Raw genomic sequence first — 22,152 nt, 5'->3', positions numbered from 1 at the left:
AATCTCAACTAATTTAGCGTATTACTTAAATGTGAACGCAATGCAGCGCTTTTGGCTGTGGATATTAAGAGATCGTTTAATACCTTCTGGCAAAGATCGGCCTCAATCAAGCGGTTGTCGTATGAGTAAAGAGGCTTGACATGATGGACGACGATTTCTGGAAGGCTGTCCGCGAAAAGGAACAGACTTCTTTTACGTCGCGCAAGACGGGAGCATTGAACATCGCCCTGCTGTTCGGCACGGCGGCTGTTGCGCTTTCGCTCATCCTGACGCCCATGCTTTCCGATAAGTCCAAGTCGAGCGTGCTGGCAAGCGCGCCGGATTTCGATAATATTACCACCGGTTCCATCCCGAAGACCGAAAACGGCAAGCGTTACACGATCCGCCGCAGCGTGCTGCAGCAGGAGCCGGGTTCGGTTTGCGTCGTCCAAGGTTATGGTGCGGATAGCGGTTGCTAGAATTTAACCAGCTTATCGGATGCTCTTCGCATCGGGTTCGCTGATATTTAATTGATCAGGGGACCTTTTATGACGTTTTTTCGGAATTTCCTGAAGGACAGAACCGGTGCGACTGCCATCGAATATGGCCTTATTGCCGCACTCATCTCGGTCAGTCTTATCGCCGGGGTCGGAGCGATCGGGAGCAGTCTCCAGAACGTATTCGGCACGGTGGCAAACAACATCGAGCAGCCTGCTCCGTAAGCTTTTGCTGCCGGCCTGCCAATTATCGAATCCTATTGTTTCAGCTTGTGTTCCTCGACCTTGAGGGCATCGGCAAGCCGCGCCTTTGCCGAGCCGGGGCGCAGGGGTTTCTGCTGGCTCTCATGCGGTGTCCAGCCTGAGGCATAGATGATTGAAAACGTTGCCCTGATCCTGCCATCAGGGTCCGAATAGCGTTCCGCATAGATTTCGGCCGCGCGCATGAAGAAGGCGCGCGTCAACGGCTTGCGGCTGCGGTCGGCAAGCGGATTGGCCATACCCATGGCGCGCAGGTCCTTCATCAGCGGAAACAGGGAATCGTAGCGAACGGTATAGGTTTCCGCGTCGATGACCGGCAGGCTGAATCCCGCCCTCTGCAGCAGCCCGCCGACATCGCGAACATCGGCAAAGGGAATGACGCGCGGGCTCGCGCCCCCGCTCAGCTCGATCTCGGTCGACAACAGGACATCCCGCAATTCCTGAAGCGTTCCCGCGCCGGGGATTGCAGCCAGAAAGAGGCCGTCCGGCTTCAGAGCCCGGTGGATCTGGATGAAGATGCCGGGCGTGTCGTTGGTCACATGCAGATTAAGGGGCGCCAGCACGAGATTGACGGATTGCGGAGCCAGCGGCACCTCTTCCGACTCGGCCTCGATGATGTCTTCGCCGGAGGCCGCGAAAGCAGCGTTGCTCTCGATCCGGGCCAGATGGCCGATCTTGCCGGTCGCAAGCGCTTCCCGCCCGGCGATGCCGGTTGCCCCATGAAGTTCGACGGCCTCGTCGAAATGTCGCTCCACGACCGCCAGGCGCTCGGCCATTTCCTGTGCGGCAATCTCCAGAAGGAAATCAGCCTTGGCGCCCTGTTGCGCAAGGGCGCGGCGGCGGTTGGCGGCAATCAGCATCTGGTCGAAGACGATATCCATGGGTCATTTCCTGCATTCGCAATGTCGTGCTGCCCGGCTTTGCAGCCGACGCTTTTCCCTTCGCAAAGGTGGCGGGAAAAGGCTAGTCTTCTTCATATGGGGACGATCAAATTCGAATTCACGATATCCGGCTGGCGAACGGGGGTTGCGCGACCGTGGCTGGCGCTGGCCGATCTCCTCTACCCGCCGAGTTGTGCCGGCTGTGGCATTTCCACCGGCACGCATCGCAGCCTTTGCCCGGCCTGCTGGAGTTCCATTCGTTTCATCGAGCGGCCCTATTGCGAAGTGCTAGGCAGCCCGTTTTCGCATGATCTCGGCAGCGGCATTCTGAGTGCCGGTGCGATCGCGGAGCCGCCGCCCTTCGACCGGCTGCGGTCGGCCGCGATCCATGACGGCGTCGTTCGCGATCTCGTTCACGGGCTGAAATATCGCGATCGGACCGATCTGGCGCCGATGATGGCGGCGTGGATGCTGCGCGCCAGCGACGGCGCGGTCGGGCGATGTGACGCGCTCATTCCCGTTCCTCTTCATCGCGTGCGGCTGTTCTCGCGCAAGTACAATCAGGCGGCGGAGCTCGCGCGGCATCTCAGCCTGCTCACCGGCAAGCCCTTGCTCGCCTCAACTCTGCTTCGCGTCAAGCGAACGACCCAGCAGGTCGGCCTCGGAGCCCGCGCCCGTCAGGACAATGTGCGCGGCGCTTTCGCCATCGCTTCCAGTCGCGACAATGACATTTTCGGACGCCGGATCGTGTTGATCGACGATGTCTATACGACCGGCGCCACGGTCGCATCGGCAACACGCGTTCTCAAAAGGGCAGGTGCCGCGGATGTGACAGTTTTGACCTTTGCAAGGGCCTTGGCCGAAACTATATGACGGATAAAGGTCTTTTCCATCTGGAGTGCATCATGGCATCTGTTGTCATCTATACCCGGGAATTTTGCGGTTACTGTGCTCGCGCCAAGTCGCTGTTGGAATCCAAGGGCGTCGATTTTGTCGAGCATAATGCGACCTATTCGCCCGATCTCCGTCAGGAGATGATCAGCAAGTCGAATGGCCGCTCGACGTTCCCGCAGGTCTTCATCAACGGCGAACATGTCGGCGGCTGCGACGACCTGCACTCGCTTGACCGCGCCGGCAAGCTCGATCCGCTGCTCGCGGCGTGAGGAAATGACGATGAGTTTCAAGGCTGCAGCCATCCAGATGTGCTCCGGGGTCGACCCTGTAAGGAACGCTGCCGACATGGCGCGGCTCGTCCGTGATGCTGCGGGACAGGGCGCGGCTTACGTGCAGACGCCGGAGATGACCGGCGCTCTCCAGAAAGATCGCGCAGCCTTGCGCGCTGTCCTTAGGGATGAGGCCAGCGATATCGTTGCACGGACGGCTTCGGACCTCGCCAAGGAACTCGGCATCCACGTGCATGTGGGCTCGACGGCGATTGCACTCGAAGACGGCAAGATCGCCAATCGTGGCTTTCTTTTCGGTCCGAACGGCGCGCTGCTTGCCCGGTACGACAAGATTCACATGTTCGACGTCGATCTCGACAATGGCGAAAGCTGGCGCGAAAGTGCTGCCTATACGCCGGGCTCGCAAGCCCGGGTGGTTTCGCTGCCCTTTGCCGAAATGGGCTTTTCGATTTGCTACGACGTGCGTTTTCCGCAGCTCTTCCAGGCGCAGGCGGTTGCCGGCGCCGAAGTGATGACGGTGCCTGCCGCCTTCACGCGGCAGACGGGCGAGGCGCATTGGGAAATCCTGCTGCGCGCCCGCGCCATCGAGAACGGCATGTTCGTCATTGCGGCGGCTCAAGCCGGCGTACATGAAGACGGCCGCGAAACATTCGGCCATTCGATGATCATCGACCCCTGGGGCAAGGTGCTCGCATCTGCCGGCGGGACCGGTGAAGCGGTCGTTACTGCCGATATCGATCTCGCGGCGGTCAAGGCGGCGCGCGGCAAGATCCCAAATCTTAGGAATGCCCGCGATTTCTCGCTCGAAAAGGTGGAAGCACCGGCGACCGGAGGCGTTGCCGCGTGATCCGCTATTCGCTTACGTGTGACAATGCCCATGAGTTCGAAGGGTGGTTTGCGGCAAGCGACGACTTCGATCGGCAGGGGGAGAGCGGCTTCCTGACATGCCCGACCTGCGGCTCCTCGGCGATCTCGAAGCTTCTGATGGCGCCGTCGGTTTCGACCGCCCGCAAGAAGCAGGAGATGCAGACCCTTGCCATGGACACAGCGCGCAAGGAAGCGCTTGCCAAACTGAAAGAGGCCGTCGACGCGATAAAGGCCAATGCCGAGGATGTCGGCACCAAATTCCCGGAAGAGGCTCGCAAGATCCACTATGGCGAGGCAGATGCCAGAGGCATCATCGGCCAGGCAACGCCCACCGAGGCGCAGGAACTGATCGACGAGGGCATCGAGATCGCAGCGATCCCGGTCCTGCCGGACGACGTGAATTGAGGTGAACCGAAAGAATCTGCTCGGCTATGTCGCCGGCTTGCCCGTCTGATCGGCCGGATATCAGCCGGACACTTGATCCAATTTCCTTGCCAGCAGCATGTAGTTCACGTCCATGTCTTTCGAAAGGTTCCACTCGTTCTGGAGCGGCGAAAAGAAGACACCTGTCCGCGCGATGATTTCCATTCCGCCCGCTGCCAGCGGCTTCTCGATCTCTTCCGGGCGCACCAGTTTTTCATATTGATGCGTGCCACGCGGCAGCCAGCGCAGGATATTTTCAGCGGCGAAGATGGCGAGTGCTGCGGCCTTCATCGTGCGGTTGATCGTCGCGACGAACATCAGGCCGCCGGGGCGAACCATCTTGGCGCAGGTGGAGAGGAAGAACTCGACGTCGGCGACGTGCTCGACCACTTCCATGTTCAAGACGATATCGAAGTTTTCTCCCGCCTCGGCAAGCTGTTCGGCGGTCACCGGCCGGTAGTCGACGGCGACGCCTGACGCCTTTGCATGGGTGGAGGCGATGCCGATGTTCTTTTCGGAAGGATCGGCCCCGACGACGGAAGCACCCATACGGGCGATCGGCTCCGAAAGCAGCCCGCCGCCGCAGCCGATATCGAGGACGCGCAGGCCCTCGAGTGGCCGGGCTTTTTTCGGGTCGCGGCCGAAGTTTTCGCAAGCGCGATCCCTAATGTAGGCCAGACGGATCGGATTGAACTTGTGCAACGGCTTGAACTTGCCGGTCGGGCTCCACCATTCCGCAGCCATCGCGGAAAAGCGATCCACTTCGCTCTGGTCGATGGTGCTTTTCGCCGCTTCGCTCATGGGTCGCTCCTTCATCTGCTTCGATGTGAAGTCGGACGATCGGGGCTGGAAGTCAAGGGGCGGGACCGTCGCATCCCGCCACTGGCCTACGACTTGTGCTTCTTCAGGCTGAAGAGCGCGTCGCCCAGCAGGGCAAGCACGAGCGCTGCCGTCCCGCACAGGAAGATGATCGCGTAGTTCTGGCCGGTGTGGATGAAGAGATAGGAATAGCCGTAGCCGGCGAGAGCCTGGAATAGGGCAAAGCCTGTCGTCGCCTTACTCCAGGCGGCGCGCTGCTCGACATGGCTATGCGGGAGGATTTCGTGGATGCGACCGAGTGCTAGGGGAACGATACCGGGCGTGCAGACGCCGAAGATGACAGTTGCGATGCCGATCACGATCCAATTGCCGCTGGCTGCGAGCAGTGCTGCGGCGACGGCCTGAAGCAGCAGGGCGCAGCGATAGGCAGCGCCGAAGCCTATGCGGTCGGCAACGTAGCCTGAAATGACCGGGCCGGCGATGGCCGCGAGGCCGTAGATAACCCAGTAGGCAGCGCCGATATCGGCTCCGCGACCGAGGCCGCGGGCGACATAGTCGACAAGGAGAACCATTGCGGGCACGAGTCCCAGAGCGTTGGCCGCATATTGTCCATAAAGTATGCGCAGGGACCATTCGCTCTTGGCGGAGCGATGGTGCCCGGAGGGATGGGCAGCCGGCTGCGGCGGATTGGCCGCGGGCCAACCGAACCAGCTCACCGCAGTCAGGATAAGCGAAAGGACGCCAAGGCCGATCCACGTTTCCTGCAAGCCAAACCGCAGGAGTTCAGGAACGAGCGTGCCTGATGCGGCAATGCCGAGGCCAAGACCGAGAAAGATCATGCCGCCGACGAAACCGCGACGCGCGACCGGGATATGCGGAAGAATGCTGGTTGCGACCAGAACCATGATCGCCCCACCGGAAAGACCGGAGGCGAAGCGCCAGACAAAAAACCAGGGGATCGAGACCGGGAAGGCGCAGGCGAAGAATGCGGCTGTTGCCATCACCATCAAAAGACGCAGGGCTTGCCGGTTCGACAGGGCTGCCGCGATCGGCCGGCCGAGGAGGGCGCCGGCGAGATAGCCGGCAAAATTGGCGGCACCGAGCGTTACCGTGTCACCAGCCGAAAACCAGTGGGCTTCGATCAGCGACGGAATGAGCGGCGTATAGGCAAAGCGGGCAAGGCCGATGGCAACGAGGCTGCCGCAAAGGCCGGCTATGGTGGCAAACCATGCCGACCGGTCAAGAGAGGCGGCAGCGGCGGCATGGGCCGAAGATGTCTGGGTTCTGTCAGTGGACATGGCAATAGTCTCTGTTGCGGACCCGCTCGAAGCTGCGGTCCGTTCCTGGTTTCTCTGTTTCGCGATTGAGATGAAATCTAGCGCTTATCCGTCCGGCTGCGGCCCGGGCAGTGGCCAGGGCAGGGTCAGCATCGACATAACAGGCCTGATCATGCCATCGAGCAGTTCACGTTCGGGGCGGATGCGGACGAGGGTACGCAAGCCGAACTGAACGGCGAGCAGCATTTTCGCCAGATCCTCGGGAGGCACTGAATTCGGGATTTCGCCGCTCTCCTGAGCGAGAGTGAGATGACGGCGGAAGAAGGCCTCGATCTCTGTGGTTTCTGCAGCGATGACTCTCTGCAGTTCTACGTCGTCCGGCTGCGCTTCAAACGCCCCGTTGACAAGCAGGCAGCCGCGATGATCGGGATCGGCCAGCGAATCCCGTATGATCGATGAGAAGTAGGAAACAATGGCAAGGCCGGGCGTCGGAGCGCCGGTGCTGCGGGCGAATCGACCATAGAGGCGACTGTCGACATATTGCCGGAGCGCCTTCATATAGAGGCCGCGCTTGTCGCCGAAGGCATTGTAGAGGCTAGCCTGTGTCAGGCCCATGCCCTCGGCCAAATCGCGGGTCGACGTGGCCTCAAAGCCTTTCAGCCAGAAAATGTTTCCGGCGGCTTCCAGCACCTGTGTTTCATCGAACTGTCTGGGTCTTGCCATCAGGAGGCGCCCTCTTGCGGAAAAACTGATTTTGGAGCGTTTGCTCTAGAATTTAATTAGAGCGACCGATCTAAAATATCAAGAGGAAATTCGAGTCGTTATCCAAGCCATTTTCTACCCTTTGTTCACGCTTCCGTGCGTCAAGCAATAATTGCCGAGAATTAGACACAATTCGCGAACAGTGCGTTTGCCGAAAGGCTCTTTAAGCGTGGCCTTCAAAAGCACACATGATGCAGCGTAATCGAGAAAAGAACTTCTGCGGGGGCGGAGAAAGGAGCAGAAAAACCATGGCAAATTGCGATTTTTTCAGCCGCCAAGACGGGGCGTCTCGCGAATCTCATACGGGCACCGAAAAGGCGGGCGGCGAGAGGGATTATATCCAGCATGTCCGCAGCCATATCCTGTCGGCCGGCGAACGCCTCGTGCTCTTCCTGGTCGTGGCGCTCCTGACCGGCGTCGCAGTCGGTGGTCGTCTTTCGCCGCCGGCTCAGCCTCATCATACGCTGCCAGCCGCCAGTCAGACGGTAGGTGACTGGCATTACCACGTGCGTTGTGAGGAAGAGTCACCTTATGGCGGACGGTCCTGCTGACCTTTTGAGGCCGGCGCTTAGCACTTAAAATGGATGTAGGAAGCCTATTTTGCCAAGGCAAGATAGGCTGAGACCGTCAGGATCGAAAAGACGGTCGAGATCAGGATCACTCTTGATGTGACCGCTGCTTCGCGATTGTAGAATTCCGCGAGCATGAAAGGTCCCGTGCCCGTCGGCAGCGCGGCAAGCAAGGTTGCCGATTGCGTCAGTGTCGGCGGCAAATGAAAGACGAGAGCGGCCAGTACCCAGGTGAGGACGGGCTGCAATATCAGCTTGGCGCCGACGAGTACGGCGCTCAACCCTTCCGTCGAAGAGGTTTTCTCTCGTGGGGTTGCAAGGAACAGCCCCAAGGCGACGAGCGCGCTCGGCGAGGCCGCACCACCCAGAAGCTTCAGGAAAGTCTCCGCCGGCGCAGGGATAGGTAGCTGGATCAGTGAGGCAAGCGCGCCAAGGGCGGGCGAAATGAGCAGAGGATTCTTCACCAGCGCCCGGGCGACCTTGAAGACGACATTGCCGCGGTTCTTGTCCGTACGCAGTCCGATCTCGATCAGAACAATGGCGACGGCAAAGATCAGGCAGACGGTGATGATCGTCGCGATCGTTACCGAAGGCATCGCCTGGCTTCCGAGCGCGACCAGCGCAAGCGGAAATCCCATGAAACCCGTATTGGCATAGCCGGCATTCAAGCCGTCGATTGCAGCATCCGCCAGATGGCGGGCAGCCCGAAGCCGCACAAACACCGTCACCGCAAAGACCAGGAGGCTGCCGAGACCGAAGGCAGCGATGAAGCCGGGCTGCCACAAATCCGACCATTGGGCATGGGCCATGATATCGAACAGCAGCGCGGGCAGGGCCAGATAAACGACGAAGCGATTGAGCTCCGTCGTCGCATGAGGACCGAGAACGGCCGTTCGTCTGGCAACCCAGCCCGCAAGAATGAGCGCGAAGATCGGAATGACGGTGAAAAAGGTCGAGATCATGAGACGGTGCCGGAAAGAACAGGATGGCTTCCTCTACCGCCGGTGATTGATATAATCCAATGCCGTTTTCTGCCTCAATTCATACCGGATCGGTATCATGGTCGACATTCGCCAGATGCGTTATTTCATTGCGCTTGCCGAAACTCTGCATTTCGGTCGCGCCGCCGATCGGCTCAACATCACCCAGCCGCCCCTCAGCCGTCAGGTGGGGGCGCTGGAACGCGAGCTTGGGGTGAAGCTGCTCGAGCGGCATTCGCGCCGGGCGGTATTGACTGCCGCCGGTCAGCAATTTCTGGTGGATGCCCGCTCCGTCGTGTCTTCCTTCGATCAGGCCTGCCGCAATGTTCGTCTCGCCGATCGCGGCGAGCTCGGGGAACTTTCGATCGGCTTCATGATGCATGCTGCCCACACCGTCCTGCCCGGCCTCACCAAGCGATACATGGCGGCCTATCCGTTGGTGGAGGTCAAATTGCGCGAAGTCATCCCGAGCTCCCTGTCTGGCGATGTGGTGGCGGGGCGGTTCGATGCCGGGATCACGTTTTCGCCCGGCCCCGTCAGGGGGCTGGCAACCTATCCGGTGCATCGGGAGAACCTGTGCCTTGCAATCCATCGCGAGCACGAATTCGCGGCACGTGATGTCATCGGCGCAACGGCGCTTGAGGGGCAGCCGTTGATTGCGACGCCGGTCGATGTCGCACCGACGCTCCGGCAGGCGATTTCCGACTATTGCCGGCCCTACGGTTTCGAGCCGACCATCCGGCTGGAAACGCAGCTCCAGCAGACCATCATCAGCCTTGTCGGCGAAAATCTCGGCATCGCGCTCGTGCCGCAGTCGATGGCCAAGCTTCAGACCCGTGACGTCGTTTTTCGCGCGCTCGAGGATGCGCCGGCCATCGAGCAGGTGATCGCCTGGAGGCCGCAGAACCTCAATCCGGCCCTCAGAGCGTTTCTTACGGTGGCCGAGGTGCCCAAAGCCACGATGCAGCTGGACTGACATGGGTTTTCCCGCTTGCCGCCGTTCCGATTTTCTGACTTCCTGACGATCGGTCGCCACTGATGCAGAGCGAAACAGCCATGTCCGATCCGCAGCCGCAAGAGAAGATCGACTCGACATTTCGCAACGGCACGCTGACGGCTGTCGGGATCATTCTCGGTTTTTCGCTGAGCTTCATCAGCCATTGGGTTTCCAATCCCAACGACTGGAGCCGGGTCGATATCCTGCCGGCGGGATTTCTGCTTGTCGGCATTGTCCTGCAGGTAAAGGTTGTTTCCGATCTTCTTGCCCGCGACTCCCTGCTGGCTTCTAAATATGACCGGTCACGCAAACTCTTCATGATAGGGCTGATCATCGTTGCAGTCGGCATGGGCATCGCTCTCGTCAACGACATGCTCGGCCTCGGCAAGATGCCGATACTCGGCTGAGGGACCTGCGCCTATTGTTGAGCGCCGCTGTCATATACTCGTTACCGTTCCTGCGATCCCCATTGCCCTTACCCGACAAACTCGCTAAGAGACGCCGCAACTTGACGTCCGCTGTTCCGGCGACGGTGCCCTTCTCGAAAGTCCGCTTTCCCCAGAGGCCGTCCGCTTGAGGCGCGGGGCGCATTGGTATGCCGGGCTGTTTCGCCTTTCGGGCCGCTCGGCGCTTGATTGGTAGAGGCCTATGGCACGCATCGTAATGAAATTCGGCGGAACATCCGTCGCTGATCTGGACCGCATCCGCAATGTCGCCCGCCATGTGAAACGTGAAGTCGATGCCGGCCACGAGGTGGCAGTCGTCGTCTCGGCCATGTCGGGCAAGACGAACGAGCTGGTTGGCTGGACCCGCGATGCCTCGCCGATGCACGATGCGCGCGAATATGACGCCGTGGTTGCCTCCGGCGAGCAGGTGACCTCGGGTCTCCTGGCGATCGCTCTTCAACATCTCGGCATCAATGCTCGCTCCTGGCAGGGCTGGCAGATTCCGATCAAGACCGACAATGCCCATGGCGCAGCCCGCATCATGGAAATAAACGGCGACGAAATCATCCGCCGCATGGGCGAGGGCCAGGTGGCCGTCATCGCCGGCTTCCAGGGTCTCGGCCCCGATAACCGGATCGCGACGCTCGGCCGCGGCGGCTCGGACACCTCGGCCGTGGCGATCGCCGCTGCCGTCAAGGCCGACCGCTGCGACATCTATACCGATGTCGACGGCGTCTATACGACCGATCCGCGCATCGAGCCGAAGGCACGTCGCCTGAAAAAGATCGCATTCGAAGAAATGCTGGAAATGGCGTCGCTCGGCGCCAAGGTGCTGCAGGTGCGCTCGGTTGAGCTTGCCATGGTCTTCAAGGTGCGCACCTTCGTTCGCTCTTCATTCGAGGATCCCGATGCTCCGGGCATGGGCGACCTCTTGAACCCGCCCGGAACGCTGATTTGTGACGAGGAAGAAATCGTGGAACAGGAAGTAGTCACCGGCATCGCCTATGCCAAGGATGAAGCCCAAATCTCGCTGCGCCGTCTTGCCGACCGCCCGGGCGTCTCCGCCGCGATCTTCGGACCGCTCGCCGAATCCCATATTAATGTCGACATGATCGTCCAGAACATCTCCGAGGACGGCTCGAAGACCGACATGACCTTCACGGTGCCGTCGGGCGATGTCGACAAGGCGATGCGCGTGCTGTCAGAGCACAAGGAAAAGATCGGCTATGACGTCATCCAGAACGAATCAGGTCTGGTGAAGGTGTCTGTCATCGGTATCGGCATGCGCTCTCACGCGGGCGTTGCGGCGACTGCTTTCCGTGCACTTGCCGAAAAAGGCATCAACATCAAAGCGATCACCACGTCGGAAATCAAGATTTCCATTCTTATCGACGGTCCATATGCGGAACTTGCAGTCAGGACTTTGCATTCTTGCTACGGTCTGGATAAGAGTTGATTCATCATTAGGTTTGGCGGACCGCGACAGGGGGCAGTTTCGGCCGGCGCAAACGAGGGTGATATCTTTATTTTCGGGAGTTTGAGGCGCCATGAGAGACCTATCCGGCGGTCCACGCGTTCTGCTCAAACGGCTGCGAGAGCTCATGGCCGAGCCGCTCGAACCGCAGGAGCGGCTTGATCGGATCGTTCGCCAGATTGCCGGAAACATGGTGGCGGAAGTCTGCTCCGTCTACGTGTTGCGCGCCGACGGCGTGCTGGAGCTTTACGCGACCGAAGGTCTCAACAAGGAAGCCGTCCACCTTTCGCAGTTGAAGATGGGGCAAGGCCTCGTCGGCACGATCGCCGCGTCCGCGCAGCCGCTCAATCTTTCGGACGCGCAGTCGCACCCCGCCTTCCGCTACCTGCCTGAAACGGGCGAAGAAATATTCCATTCCTTCCTCGGCGTGCCGATCCTGCGTGCCGGCCGTTCGCTCGGCGTCCTCGTCGTGCAGAACAAGGCCAGCCGCAACTATCGTGACGAGGAGCTTGAAGCGCTCGAGACGACCGCAATGGTCCTGGCGGAAATGATCGCGACCGGCGAACTTAAGAAGATCGCCAAGCCGGGCCTCGAACTCGACCTTACCCGCTCCCTCACCATCGACGGCGATAGCTATAATGAGGGCATCGGGCTCGGTTACGTCGTGCTGCACGAGCCTCGCGTCGTCGTCACCAATCTCCTGAACGACGATACCGAGAAGGAAATCCAGCGCATGGCGGATGCGCTGGGCTCGCTGCGCATCTCTATCGACGACATGCTGTCGCGCCGTGACGTGCCGACCGAAGGCGAGCACCGCGAGGTCTTGGAAACCTACCGCATGTTCGCGCATGACCAGGGCTGGGTGCGCAAGCTGGAAGAGGCGATCCGCAACGGCCTGACCGCCGAGGCTGCTGTCGAGAAGGTGCAGTCCGACACCAAGGCGCGGATGATGCGCCTGACGGATCCTTACCTGCGTGAGCGCATGCATGATTTCGAGGATCTGGCCAACCGGCTGCTGCGCCAGCTAACCGGCTATTCCGGCCGTGCTGCCTCGGAAGGCTTTCCGAACGACGCCATCATCTTTGCCCGTGCCATGGGCGCTGCCGAATTGCTCGACTATCCGCGCACCAATATTCGCGGCCTGGTGCTCGAGGAAGGCGCGGTCACCAGCCACGTGGTCATTGTCGCCCGGGCCATGGGCATTCCCGTCGTCGGCCAGGCGACGGGTATCGTGGCGCTCGTGGAGAACGGCGATTCCGTCATCATCGATGGCGACGAGGGTCACGTCCATCTGCGCCCGATGCAGGATCACCAGCGGTCCTATGAGGAGAAGGTGCGCTTTCGCGCCCGTCGGCAGGAGCAGTTCCGAGCGCTCCGCTCCGTCGATCCAGTCACCAAGGACGGACAGCGAATCTCGCTTCTGATGAATGCCGGCCTCGTCGTCGACCTGCCGCAGCTTGCCGAATCCGGCGCCGAGGGCATCGGCCTCTTCCGCACCGAGCTGCAGTTCATGATCGCCTCGACCATGCCGAAGGCGGATGAGCAGGAAGCCTTTTATCGCACGGTGCTGAAGCAGGCCGGCAGCCGCGCGGTCACCTTCCGGACGCTCGATATCGGCGGCGACAAGGTGGTGCCTTACTTCCGCGCGCATGAGGAAGAGAACCCGGCGCTCGGCTGGCGCGCCATCCGCCTGTCGCTCGACCGGCCGGGCCTCCTGCGCACCCAGCTTCGCGCCATGCTCAGGGCTGCTGCGGACGGCGAACTGAAGATGATGGTGCCGATGGTCACGGAAGTATCCGAGATTGCGGCGGTCCGGGAGCTGCTGCAGAAGGAAGTGCAGCATCTGTCACGCTTCGGCTACGCGCTGCCGCGCAAGCTGCAATTCGGCGCGATGCTGGAAGTGCCGGCACTTCTCTGGCAGCTCGACGAGCTGATGGACGCCGTCGACTTCGTTTCCGTTGGCTCCAACGATCTCTTCCAGTTTTCTATGGCAGCCGATCGGGGCAATGCCCGCGTTTCGGACCGCTTCGATCCCCTGGGCCGGCCGTTCCTGCGTATCCTTCGCGATATCGTAAGGGCCGGCGAACGCAACAACACGCCGGTGACCCTGTGCGGCGAGCTTGCGGGACGGCCAATCTCGGCCATGGCCCTGATCGGTATCGGCTTCCGCTCGATCTCCATGTCCCCGGCCGCAATCGGTCCAGTCAAGGCCATGTTGCTTGGGCTGGATGCTGCTGCGCTGTCGAAGACCGTGGAGGAGGCGCTGGACGACACGCATTCGACGGTTGCGATGCGCGATATCCTTGTCGGCTTTGCCGAAAGCCACAATATTCCCCTTTAGAAAAACAAAAGAAGAATCGGAGTGAAGGGTGGCGAAGCTTCCCGTTGAAAAGATGCGCGAGCTGGAGCGCCGCTTCGGCGAAATCGAGGCGCGTATGTCGGCCGGGCCCTCGGCGGATGTCTATGTGAAGCTCGCGTCGGAATATTCCGAATTGCAGCCTGTCGTGACGAAAATCCGCGACTATGAAAAGGCGCTGGCGGAGCGGACTGATCTCGAAACCATGCTGGCGGAGAAGGATGTCGATCGCGAGATGCGCGAGCTTGCGGAAACCGAGCTGCCCGAGGTCAAGGACCGGATAGAGGGGCTGGAAACGGAAATCCAAATCCAGCTCCTGCCGAAGGATGCCGCCGACGAAAAGAGCGCCATCTTAGAAATCCGCGCCGGCACCGGCGGCAACGAGGCAGCACTTTTCGCCGGCGATCTCTTTCGCATGTACGAGCGATATGCGGCGACCCACGGCTGGAAGGTGGAAATCCTCTCGGCAAGCGACGGCGAAGCCGGCGGCTACAAGGAAATCATTGCGACGATCACCGGCAAGGGCGTCTTCGCCAAGCTGAAATTCGAATCCGGCGTCCATCGCGTGCAGCGCGTCCCGGAAACCGAGGCCAGCGGCCGTATCCACACGTCGGCAGCGACGGTCGCGGTTCTGCCTGAGGCGGAAGAGGTGGATATCGAAATCAAGCCGGAAGATATCCGAATCGACACGATGCGCTCGTCGGGTGCCGGCGGCCAGCACGTCAACACGACCGATTCCGCCGTGCGCATCACGCATCTGCCCTCCGGCATCGTCGTCACCAGCTCGGAGAAATCCCAGCACCAGAACCGCGCCAAGGCCATGCAGGTTCTGCGCTCGCGTCTTTATGATATGGAGCGCCAGCGCATGGACAGCGAGCGTTCGGCCGATCGCAAGAGCCAGGTCGGTTCGGGTGACCGCTCCGAGCGCATCCGAACCTACAATTTCCCGCAGGGCCGCATTACGGACCATCGCATCAACCTGACGCTCTACAAGCTCGACCGGATGATGGAAGGCGAAATCGACGAAGTGGTCGATGCTCTGATGGCGGATTACCAGGCGAGCCAGCTCGCCCAACTTGGCGAGCAGCAATGAGCGGCGAAGGGCGGACTGTGTCGGAGCTCCTGAGGCAGGCGCGCAGCCGCTTTGCCGAGGCTGGGCTCGACGATCCGGCCGCCGATGCGCGCGTTCTCGTTTCAGGCCTGCTTGATCTTTCGTCGACGGACCTTGCGGTCCGCGGCGACGAAGCCGTCGGGCCGGAACTGGCAGCCGCGGTGGAGGCAGCCATCGAGCGACGGCTTGGCCATGAGCCGGTGTATCGCATCCTTGGCGAACGGGAATTCTACGGGCTGCCGCTAAAGCTTTCGCCGGCGACACTGGAGCCGCGGCCGGATACGGAAATCCTGGTCGATACCGTACTTGTTTACCTGAAGGGTCTTGCAATTACGCATGGGAATATCCACATTCTCGACATCGGGACTGGAACAGGGGCAATCTGCCTCGCGCTCTTGAGCGAATGTCCTACAGCGACCGGCATCGGGTCCGACATCTCGGCAGATGCCCTTGAGATCGCGAAATCAAACGCAGAAAGCAATGGTTTATCGGGAAGATTCCAGACGCTCAGAAGTAGTTGGTTCGAGACTGTCCACGGTCAATTTCATGCGATTGTCTCAAATCCGCCCTATATTGCGTCCAGTGTCATCCCCACTCTCGCACCAGAAGTGAAGATCTTCGATCCTCCGGCAGCTTTGGACGGCGGCCAAGACGGACTTGACGCGTACAGGGCGATTGCCAACGATGCAGGACGTTTTCTGCATGCGGATGGTATTATCGGAGTGGAGATTGGTTTCGACCAGCGCATTGCGGTGACGTCGATTTTCGAAGGAACGGGATTTACCCTTGTCGAGGCAGCGCGCGATTACGGTCACAACGACCGGGCGCTCGTGTTCAGGCATAGTAGTTGAAGCGACAAATTGCAGCAGCTACCGGGATGTTATTGCTATTGCGAAGAAAAGGCTTGGATTTCCTGAGGAAGCAATATAGGTTGCGCTCACGCGTTGGGCAGCTGGAAGCAGACGGAGATTCGTCAAGGTTCCAGGCAGCCTCAGGGGTCCGCTCCGAAAGAGTGCAAAGGTTGATGATTACCCAATGCGTGAATCAGTTAATCTGATGTAGTCGAGCGGCAGACCGGCGCGATGGCGCAGTCTGCTTGCGGTGCGAAAGCTCTGGCACGGAAAATTCCGGCCACGGCGGCAGGTGCCGCATATTCATCACAGCAACGGAATTCAGGTGAAGGATCTATGAGGCCAGGACAGCAGAACAAGCGCGGTCGAGGGCGTGGTAACAACGGCGGCGGCGGTGGCGGCGGCAATAACAACAACAATAACAACTTTAACCGCAAGGGCTCGAATCCGCTCACCAGGACCTACGACAGCTCGGGTCCAGATGTGAAAATCCGCGGAACCGCTCAGCATATTGCCGAGAAGTATTCGACACTCGCTCGTGACGCCCAGAGCGCCGGCGACCGTGTCATGGCGGAAAACTATCTTCAGCACGCAGAGCACTATAACCGCATCATTGCAGCCGCCCAGGCTCAGATGCAGGAACGCTTCCAGCGTGATGACCGTCAGGATTACAACGATCGCGACGGCAACGAGCGCGATATGGATGATCTCGATAACGGCGACATGGACGAACAGCCGGTCGCTGCTGCGCCGGTTCGCACACAGCAGGCGGCGCCCGCTCCCGTTGCTGCTCCGGCAGAAGAGATCATCGATGGCACGGGTCCCCAGCCCGTGATCGAAGGTATCCCGGCCGAAGTCGCGATCGAGGAAGAGACCCCGGCAGCTGCAGCTCCGCGTCAGCCGCGCCGCCGTAGTACCGGCAGCCGTCCCCGCCGCCAGCCACGCAACAGCGGCGATGGCGCGCAGGGCGAAGGCGAGGCAGCTTCGAGCGAAGCGTCTCCGGCCCTCGCCGAAGCCACTTCGGAATAAGCTTTCCCTAGAAGTTTAAAAGCGCAGCAGCCTTTCGGGTTGCTGCGCTTTTTTGCGTTTATAGGCTAGGTGTTCGCCGGGCTTCTCAAGCCGGATTCGGATCTTTCCGAGTTGGTTTGAAATCGCAGGACTTTTCGTTTCCGCGCTCTTTAAACTGTCGAAATATCATCCCATATTCACGAAAAGTTGCCCGCCGCAAATCCCAATCGTGGCAGGCAGGGCTCGCCTCTTGAGGGAGCTCAATCTCAATCATCGTTTCGTGCCTTGAGGGCGGAGCGATCTATGGAGGTCATAATGGATATAGAAAAATACTCGGAGCGGGTGCGCGGTTTCCTGCAATCCGCTCAGACCAATGCGCTTGCCCAGGGGCATCAGCAATTCACGCCCGAACATGTTCTCAAAGTGCTGTTGGACGACGATCAGGGCATGGCTGCGTCGCTGATCGATCGCGCAGGCGGTGATGCAAAGGCTGCACGGCTTGCAAATGATGCCGCACTTGCCAAATTGCCCAAGGTTTCCGGCGGCAATGGCCAGGTTTATCTGGCGCAGCCGCTCGCCAAGGTGTTTGCGACTGCCGAAGAGGCTGCCAAGAAGGCCGGTGACAGTTTCGTCACCGTCGAGCGGCTGCTGCAGGCGCTTGCCCTGGAGCCCACAGCTTCCACGTCCACGACGCTGAAGAATGCAGGCGTAACACCGGTTGCTCTCAATCAGGTCATCAACGATATCCGCAAGGGCCGGACGGCCGACTCCGCCAATGCGGAGCAGGGTTTCGATTCTCTGAAGAAATACGCACGCGACCTCACCGCCGAGGCCCGCGAGGGCAGGCTCGACCCTGTGATCGGCCGCGACGACGAAATTCGCCGCACCATTCAGGTCCTGTCGCGCCGCACCAAGAACAATCCTGTGCTGATCGGCGAACCCGGCGTCGGCAAGACGGCAATCGTCGAAGGCCTTGCCTTGCGCATTGTCAACGGAGACGTGCCGGAATCGCTGAAGGACAAGAAGCTGATGGCGCTCGACATGGGCGCGTTGATTGCCGGAGCGAAATTCCGCGGTGAATTCGAGGAACGGCTGAAGGCCGTGCTTAACGAAGTCCAGTCGGAAAACGGCGAGATCATCCTCTTCATCGATGAAATGCACACGCTCGTCGGCGCCGGCAAAGCGGATGGTGCGATGGATGCGTCCAATCTGTTGAAGCCTGCCCTTGCCCGTGGCGAGCTGCATTGCGTCGGCGCCACCACCCTTGATGAATATCGCAAGCATGTGGAAAAGGATCCGGCACTTGCCCGCCGCTTCCAGCCGGTCATGGTCGAGGAGCCGACGGTCGAGGACACGATCTCGATCCTGCGCGGCCTGAAGGAAAAATACGAGCAGCATCACAAGGTCCGGATCGCGGATTCGGCTCTGGTGGCAGCTGCGACGCTTTCCAACCGCTACATCACTGATCGCTTCCTGCCCGACAAGGCCATCGATCTGATGGACGAGGCGGCTGCCCGCCTGCGAATGCAGGTCGATTCCAAGCCGGAAGAGCTCGACGAACTCGATCGTCGCATCATCCAGCTGAAGATCGAGCGCGAGGCATTGAAGAAGGAAACCGACCAGGCGTCCGCCGATCGGCTGGTGCGGCTCGAAACCGAGCTTGCCGGCCTTGAAGAGGAAGCCGATGCGCTGACCGCGCGCTGGCAGGCGGAAAAGCAGAAGCTCGGTCTTGCCGCCGACCTGAAGAAGCAGCTCGATGACGCCCGCAACGAACTGGCGATCGCCCAGCGCAAGGGTGAATTCCAGCGCGCCGGCGAACTTGCCTATGGTGTGATCCCGGGGCTGGAAAAGCAGCTTGCGGAAGCGGAAAGCAAGGAAGACAACAGCCGCAACGCGATGGTGCAGGAGGTCGTGACCGCCGACAACATCGCGCAGATTGTGGCGCGCTGGACGGGCATTCCGGTCGAGAAGATGCTGGAAGGCGAAAAGGACAAGCTGCTCCGGATGGAAGATGAGCTGGCTAAGTCAGTCGTCGGCCAGGGCGATGCGGTTCAGGCCGTATCGCGGGCGGTTCGCCGCGCGCGCGCCGGCCTGCAGGATCCGAACCGGCCGATCGGCTCGTTCATCTTCCTCGGACCGACCGGCGTCGGCAAGACGGAGCTGACCAAGGCGCTTGCACGCTTCCTCTTCGACGACGAGACCGCGCTGGTGCGCATGGACATGTCGGAATACATGGAGAAGCACTCCGTTGCCCGGCTGATCGGCGCACCTCCCGGCTATGTCGGCTACGAGGAAGGCGGCTCGTTGACGGAGGCCGTTCGCCGGCGTCCCTATCAGGTCGTGCTGTTCGACGAGATCGAAAAGGCGCATCCTGACGTCTTCAACGTCCTGCTTCAGGTTCTGGACGATGGACGCCTCACTGACGGGCAGGGGCGCACGGTCGATTTCCGCAACACGATGATCATCATGACCTCCAACCTGGGTGCGGAATATCTCGCTCAGCTTGGCGACAATGATGACAGCGACAAGGTTCGCGACCAGGTCATGGATGTGGTCCGCGGTCATTTTCGGCCGGAGTTCCTCAACCGTGTCGACGAAATCATCCTGTTCCATCGACTGCGTCGCAGCGAGATGGGCGCGATCGTCGATATCCAGCTCAAGCGGCTGGTGGCTCTGTTGTCGGAGCGCAAGATCACGCTTGACCTTGATGAGGATGCGCGCAACTGGCTGGCGGACAAGGGTTACGACCCCGTCTATGGCGCAAGGCCGCTGAAGCGAGCGATCCAGAAGTTCGTCCAGGACCCGCTCGCCGAGCAGATCCTGTCGGGCAACATTCCGGATGGCTCGACGGTCAAGGTGACAAGCGGTTCGGACCGCCTGTTGTTCCGGCCTCGTCAGGCGACGAGCCAGGCGGCGTAAGGCTTCTCGCTATAAACGAATACGAAATGGCGGCTCTTGGGCCGCCATTTTCTTGCTCGGACTTATGTTATTCCTTGCTGGCGACCTGCTTCGACTTCTCGTCGCTGAGCAGCGTATCGACGCGCTTGCGTTCTTCCTCGAATTTCGCCAGCGCATCGCCGTCCAGCGTCTTTCCGCCCGGCAGGCGGATGCGCAGCGGATCGACCTTGGTGCCGTTGACGACCAGCTCGTAATGGAGATGCGCGCCGGTTGCCATGCCGGTCGAGCCGATGAAGCCGATCACCTGTCCCTGCACGACCTTGGCGCCCGGGACGATGCCCTTGGCGATGGCGCTCTGGTGATTGTAGGACGAGACATAGCCGTTGGCATGGCGGATCAGGGTCTGATTGCCGAAGCCGCCGGAATCCCAGCCTGCCTTTTCGACGACGCCGTTGCCGGTCGCGATGATCGGCGTGCCGCGTGGTGCCGCCCAGTCCACGCCCGTGTGCATGCGGGCAAAACCGAGGATCGGGTGGCGGCGCATGCCGAAGCCTGAGGTGAAGACACCGTTCGGCACGGGGTTTCTGAGCAGGAACTGCCGGATGCTCTTGCCGTTCTGGTCGAAATAGTCGACCGAATGGTCCTCGGGATCCTCGAAACGGTAGAAGCGTGTCTCGTTGTCGCCGAATTTGGCGTTGACGTAGAGCAGTTCCGAGTCTGCCGTCGCCTTGCCGTTCTTGTCGGCGACCGAGAAGAATGCTTCCAGCGAATCCGCCGGCTTCAGCTGGGCCTGGAAATCGACATTGCTGGCGAGCAGCTTGATGATCTGCGCGATCATCTCCTTGGTCATGCCGTAGGAAAGACCGGCGCGGTAGACGCCGTCGTAGACGCTCGGCAGGTCGCGGCCGGCCGTCACCGGCGCCATGTCATTGTCGAAGGCGCTGGCGACCGCATCCAGTTCGGGCGGTTCGGCGCCGGCGACGAAGCTGCCGCTGTCGTCCTTGGCGATGGTGAGAAGATGCTTGGTGCCGCGGTAGATGCTGGCCCTGATGATGTCGGTCTGTTCGCCCTGCTGGAGAATGCCGACGCGAAGCACGTCGCCGCGCTCGAGTTCGGACGAGCCGAAAAGCGGCTGGATACTGCCGGCGATGGCGTCCGCATCGGCCTGCGTATAGCCGGCATTGGTCAGCGCGGCCGCAATCGGCGTATCCTGCCGTGCCGGAATGACGTCGTCGGCATATTCCGGCATTTTCGACGTTACCTGTTCCGGCGTCGACACCGACATGTTTTCCTCGACGATGCGGGCAGCAAGCCCCGCCGTGAGATCGACATCGGTGTCATCTGTCGCAAAGCGCTGGGGATCGACGTAATAGAGCGCGGAAACCTGGGTGTTGCCGTCGGTCAGGACCGACCCGTTCGAACGGACGTTCTCTTCTACTTCATCAAGCGACATGGAAGCGGCAAGCGGAAAGCTAGCCTCCTTGATCGGGAAGGGGATCGTCTTGAGGCTGACTTCAGATTCTACGTCGGAGCCATAGATCGCTCCAGTGTGGTTGGCCGGGGCGGGAATGTTGGTATCGGCCGAGAAGATCGCGAGTGGATCAAATGCGGGATAGTCCTCCGATGTGACATGATTGGCGGCAAGCGCCATCTTCACATGCGCGAAGGGCTGCCTGCGCACGACCTCCTTCTCGCCGTCGCGGACGACGGTCGATACTTCGAGGATGTTGCGGTCGGATGGTTTGGCGGCAAGGGCAGTGGGGATAAGGCGTCCGCCACGAGTCACCTGTGCATTGTCCGCACTATCCTGGGCGCTATCGGTTGTCGCATAAGCCTCGGCGGGGATGGCGAGCTGTTGGCGACCGTCGAGCGCTGCAAAAAGCGCGACGCCCATCAGGATGCTGGACGTGATGCCCGTGAGGAACGTACCCGAAAGCCAGCGCAAGGAAACCTCGCGTCGGTCGGGCGCGCGTCGCCCGTCGGCCAGGATTGGCGGCTCGTTGCCAAGCGATCGGAGCATCATCTTGTCCGTCAACATGCCAATCCGATCAGGTTCCTTCTCCAGCAAGCCGTCCTGGCTGCGCAAAAGATGTGCATATTTATCACGGCGGAGTCAAATCCCGTGCGCGTGACGTCAAATTGTCTTGCCTGTGTGAATCCTGCGTCGCTCGGGCAATCGGGCGAATGGAATATGGAGGGACTTCCGTCAAAGGAAATATGCCTGCATCCACGTCTTTCTATCTCGCGAGGCGCTCATCCCCATGCCGGTCGGGCCTCCGTGCCGTCTGAAGGCTGGTATTTGTCGGTAAAATAGGGCGTATTTTAGGGCCTCTAAGAATTATCGTTCAAAATCAATAATTTGCGAATTTTTACAGTTTTTTGAAATTCGGCTGTTGACTAGTTCGTTGGGTAGGGTCTATAAGCCCGATCACTGACGAGGGCGGCGGCGCTGCTGGCGACGAATTGCCTCGCTCTGGAGTTTCGATAGAAACGACGGTTTGGTTGAGGGATG

21 protein-coding genes are annotated in these 22,152 nt (G+C 60.5%); 15 read left to right on the top strand and 6 right to left on the bottom strand.

From position 1 onward, the window contains the following. Window positions 1-143 precede the first annotated feature (143 nt). Window positions 144-458: a hypothetical protein gene (locus tag DTW90_RS11795; protein WP_132522597.1), complete on the top strand. Its 315-nt coding sequence runs from the start codon at window positions 144-146 to the stop codon at window positions 456-458. A 69-nt stretch (window positions 459-527) separates the two neighbouring features. Next, window positions 528-701, top strand: coding sequence for a Flp family type IVb pilin (locus DTW90_RS11790; protein WP_132521717.1), 174 nt, complete (start codon window positions 528-530; stop codon window positions 699-701). Window positions 702-733: 32 nt separating this feature from the next. Here the strand turns inward: DTW90_RS11790 and DTW90_RS11785 are convergent, their stop codons facing one another. Then, complete coding sequence (locus tag DTW90_RS11785; RefSeq protein ID WP_149338497.1) at window positions 734-1,618, bottom strand: methyltransferase domain-containing protein; 885 nt, start codon at window positions 1,616-1,618, stop codon at window positions 734-736. A 96-nt stretch (window positions 1,619-1,714) separates the two neighbouring features. Here DTW90_RS11785 and DTW90_RS11780 point away from each other — a divergent pair, with 96 nt between their 5' ends. Genes DTW90_RS11780 through DTW90_RS11765 form a run of 4 tightly spaced genes read left to right on the top strand, consistent with a single transcriptional unit; the run spans window position 1,715 to window position 4,074 of the window. Next, entirely contained in the window at window positions 1,715-2,491 is a 777-nt protein-coding gene (locus DTW90_RS11780; protein ID WP_149338495.1) for a ComF family protein, read from the top strand. A 32-nt stretch (window positions 2,492-2,523) separates the two neighbouring features. Next, window positions 2,524-2,781 carry a glutaredoxin 3 gene (gene grxC / locus DTW90_RS11775; RefSeq protein ID WP_149338493.1) on the top strand — a complete coding sequence of 86 codons (258 nt, stop codon included), beginning with the start codon at window positions 2,524-2,526 and terminating at the stop codon, window positions 2,779-2,781. A gap of 10 nt (window positions 2,782-2,791) precedes the next feature. Continuing rightward, window positions 2,792-3,649, top strand: a complete 858-nt coding sequence (locus DTW90_RS11770; protein ID WP_149338492.1) for a carbon-nitrogen hydrolase family protein — start codon at window positions 2,792-2,794, stop codon at window positions 3,647-3,649. Continuing rightward, entirely contained in the window at window positions 3,646-4,074 is a 429-nt protein-coding gene (locus DTW90_RS11765; protein WP_149338490.1) for a DUF1178 family protein, read from the top strand. Before DTW90_RS11770 ends, DTW90_RS11765 begins: the two co-directional genes overlap by 4 nt. Window positions 4,075-4,134: 60 nt before the next feature. On the opposite strand, the gene ubiG is transcribed toward DTW90_RS11765, so the two are convergent. The 3 genes from ubiG to DTW90_RS11750 form a co-directional block, all read right to left on the bottom strand. Then, the gene (gene ubiG / locus DTW90_RS11760) at window positions 4,135-4,893 is read right to left on the bottom strand and encodes a bifunctional 2-polyprenyl-6-hydroxyphenol methylase/3-demethylubiquinol 3-O-methyltransferase UbiG (RefSeq protein ID WP_149338488.1); all 759 of its coding nucleotides are present in this window, start codon (window positions 4,891-4,893) and stop codon (window positions 4,135-4,137) included. A gap of 86 nt (window positions 4,894-4,979) precedes the next feature. Next, the gene (locus DTW90_RS11755; RefSeq protein WP_149338486.1) at window positions 4,980-6,209 is read right to left on the bottom strand and encodes a YbfB/YjiJ family MFS transporter; all 1,230 of its coding nucleotides are present in this window, start codon (window positions 6,207-6,209) and stop codon (window positions 4,980-4,982) included. An 84-nt stretch (window positions 6,210-6,293) separates the two neighbouring features. Continuing rightward, complete coding sequence (locus tag DTW90_RS11750) at window positions 6,294-6,911, bottom strand: TetR/AcrR family transcriptional regulator (RefSeq protein ID WP_149338484.1); 618 nt, start codon at window positions 6,909-6,911, stop codon at window positions 6,294-6,296. 287 nt (window positions 6,912-7,198) lie between these two features. Here DTW90_RS11750 and DTW90_RS11745 point away from each other — a divergent pair, with 287 nt between their 5' ends. Continuing rightward, window positions 7,199-7,501 (top strand): hypothetical protein, encoded by a 303-nt coding sequence (locus DTW90_RS11745; RefSeq protein ID WP_132521699.1) that lies wholly within the window; start codon window positions 7,199-7,201, stop codon window positions 7,499-7,501. Between the two features lie 44 nt (window positions 7,502-7,545). Here the strand turns inward: DTW90_RS11745 and DTW90_RS11740 are convergent, their stop codons facing one another. Further along, complete coding sequence (locus DTW90_RS11740) at window positions 7,546-8,481, bottom strand: AEC family transporter (protein WP_149338482.1); 936 nt, start codon at window positions 8,479-8,481, stop codon at window positions 7,546-7,548. 97 nt (window positions 8,482-8,578) lie between these two features. On the opposite strand from DTW90_RS11740, the gene DTW90_RS11735 reads away from it, so the two are divergent. From DTW90_RS11735 to clpB, 8 genes are all read left to right on the top strand, one after another. Further along, window positions 8,579-9,475 carry a LysR substrate-binding domain-containing protein gene (locus DTW90_RS11735; protein ID WP_149338480.1) on the top strand — a complete coding sequence of 299 codons (897 nt, stop codon included), beginning with the start codon at window positions 8,579-8,581 and terminating at the stop codon, window positions 9,473-9,475. Between the two features lie 80 nt (window positions 9,476-9,555). After that, on the top strand, window positions 9,556-9,903 hold the full coding sequence (locus tag DTW90_RS11730; RefSeq protein ID WP_132522593.1) for a hypothetical protein: 348 nt from the start codon (window positions 9,556-9,558) through the stop codon (window positions 9,901-9,903). Between the two features lie 241 nt (window positions 9,904-10,144). Then, window positions 10,145-11,398 carry an aspartate kinase gene (locus DTW90_RS11725; RefSeq protein WP_149338478.1) on the top strand — a complete coding sequence of 418 codons (1,254 nt, stop codon included), beginning with the start codon at window positions 10,145-10,147 and terminating at the stop codon, window positions 11,396-11,398. 91 nt (window positions 11,399-11,489) lie between these two features. Beyond that, entirely contained in the window at window positions 11,490-13,757 is a 2,268-nt protein-coding gene (gene ptsP / locus DTW90_RS11720; protein WP_132521691.1) for a phosphoenolpyruvate--protein phosphotransferase, read from the top strand. 28 nt (window positions 13,758-13,785) lie between these two features. Next, a complete protein-coding gene (gene prfA, locus DTW90_RS11715) occupies window positions 13,786-14,865 on the top strand; it encodes a peptide chain release factor 1 (protein WP_132521689.1) in 1,080 nt (359 codons plus the stop codon). Beyond that, the gene (prmC, locus tag DTW90_RS11710; RefSeq protein ID WP_149338476.1) at window positions 14,862-15,734 is read left to right on the top strand and encodes a peptide chain release factor N(5)-glutamine methyltransferase; all 873 of its coding nucleotides are present in this window, start codon (window positions 14,862-14,864) and stop codon (window positions 15,732-15,734) included. Before prfA ends, prmC begins: the two co-directional genes overlap by 4 nt. A 336-nt stretch (window positions 15,735-16,070) precedes the next feature. Further along, window positions 16,071-16,763 carry a DUF4167 domain-containing protein gene (locus tag DTW90_RS11705; RefSeq protein ID WP_132521685.1) on the top strand — a complete coding sequence of 231 codons (693 nt, stop codon included), beginning with the start codon at window positions 16,071-16,073 and terminating at the stop codon, window positions 16,761-16,763. A gap of 294 nt (window positions 16,764-17,057) precedes the next feature. Beyond that, a complete protein-coding gene (gene clpB / locus DTW90_RS11700; RefSeq protein WP_149338474.1) occupies window positions 17,058-19,661 on the top strand; it encodes an ATP-dependent chaperone ClpB in 2,604 nt (867 codons plus the stop codon). A gap of 67 nt (window positions 19,662-19,728) precedes the next feature. Here the strand turns inward: clpB and DTW90_RS11695 are convergent, their stop codons facing one another. Beyond that, the gene (locus tag DTW90_RS11695; RefSeq protein WP_149338472.1) at window positions 19,729-21,678 is read right to left on the bottom strand and encodes a M23 family metallopeptidase; all 1,950 of its coding nucleotides are present in this window, start codon (window positions 21,676-21,678) and stop codon (window positions 19,729-19,731) included. Between the last annotated feature and the right edge of the window lie 474 nt (window positions 21,679-22,152).

The organism is Neorhizobium sp. P12A, assembly GCF_008365395.1.
Lineage (GTDB): Bacteria > Pseudomonadota > Alphaproteobacteria > Rhizobiales > Rhizobiaceae > Rhizobium.
The sequence above is the reverse complement of the archived record's forward strand: the minus strand, read 5'-3'. Positions and strand labels throughout refer to the sequence as shown.

What these genes read in the sequence shown, in the direction of transcription:
- DTW90_RS11740 (WP_149338482.1), bottom strand. Translation starts at nt 8,481, where the DNA reads ATGATCTCGACCTTTTTCACCGTCATTCCGATCTTCGCGCTCATTCTT.
- DTW90_RS11755 (WP_149338486.1), bottom strand. Translation starts at nt 6,209, where the DNA reads ATGTCCACTGACAGAACCCAGACATCTTCGGCCCATGCCGCCGCTGCC.
- DTW90_RS11770 (WP_149338492.1), top strand. Translation starts at nt 2,792, where the DNA reads ATGAGTTTCAAGGCTGCAGCCATCCAGATGTGCTCCGGGGTCGACCCT.
- DTW90_RS11750 (WP_149338484.1), bottom strand. Translation starts at nt 6,911, where the DNA reads ATGGCAAGACCCAGACAGTTCGATGAAACACAGGTGCTGGAAGCCGCC.
- ptsP (WP_132521691.1), top strand. Translation starts at nt 11,490, where the DNA reads ATGAGAGACCTATCCGGCGGTCCACGCGTTCTGCTCAAACGGCTGCGA.
- DTW90_RS11790 (WP_132521717.1), top strand. Translation starts at nt 528, where the DNA reads ATGACGTTTTTTCGGAATTTCCTGAAGGACAGAACCGGTGCGACTGCC.
- clpB (WP_149338474.1), top strand. Translation starts at nt 17,058, where the DNA reads ATGGATATAGAAAAATACTCGGAGCGGGTGCGCGGTTTCCTGCAATCC.
- DTW90_RS11785 (WP_149338497.1), bottom strand. Translation starts at nt 1,618, where the DNA reads ATGGATATCGTCTTCGACCAGATGCTGATTGCCGCCAACCGCCGCCGC.
- grxC (WP_149338493.1), top strand. Translation starts at nt 2,524, where the DNA reads ATGGCATCTGTTGTCATCTATACCCGGGAATTTTGCGGTTACTGTGCT.
- DTW90_RS11725 (WP_149338478.1), top strand. Translation starts at nt 10,145, where the DNA reads ATGGCACGCATCGTAATGAAATTCGGCGGAACATCCGTCGCTGATCTG.
- DTW90_RS11795 (WP_132522597.1), top strand. Translation starts at nt 144, where the DNA reads ATGGACGACGATTTCTGGAAGGCTGTCCGCGAAAAGGAACAGACTTCT.
- DTW90_RS11695 (WP_149338472.1), bottom strand. Translation starts at nt 21,678, where the DNA reads ATGTTGACGGACAAGATGATGCTCCGATCGCTTGGCAACGAGCCGCCA.
- DTW90_RS11780 (WP_149338495.1), top strand. Translation starts at nt 1,715, where the DNA reads ATGGGGACGATCAAATTCGAATTCACGATATCCGGCTGGCGAACGGGG.
- prmC (WP_149338476.1), top strand. Translation starts at nt 14,862, where the DNA reads ATGAGCGGCGAAGGGCGGACTGTGTCGGAGCTCCTGAGGCAGGCGCGC.
- ubiG (WP_149338488.1), bottom strand. Translation starts at nt 4,893, where the DNA reads ATGAGCGAAGCGGCGAAAAGCACCATCGACCAGAGCGAAGTGGATCGC.
- DTW90_RS11730 (WP_132522593.1), top strand. Translation starts at nt 9,556, where the DNA reads ATGTCCGATCCGCAGCCGCAAGAGAAGATCGACTCGACATTTCGCAAC.
- DTW90_RS11705 (WP_132521685.1), top strand. Translation starts at nt 16,071, where the DNA reads ATGAGGCCAGGACAGCAGAACAAGCGCGGTCGAGGGCGTGGTAACAAC.
- DTW90_RS11745 (WP_132521699.1), top strand. Translation starts at nt 7,199, where the DNA reads ATGGCAAATTGCGATTTTTTCAGCCGCCAAGACGGGGCGTCTCGCGAA.
- DTW90_RS11735 (WP_149338480.1), top strand. Translation starts at nt 8,579, where the DNA reads ATGGTCGACATTCGCCAGATGCGTTATTTCATTGCGCTTGCCGAAACT.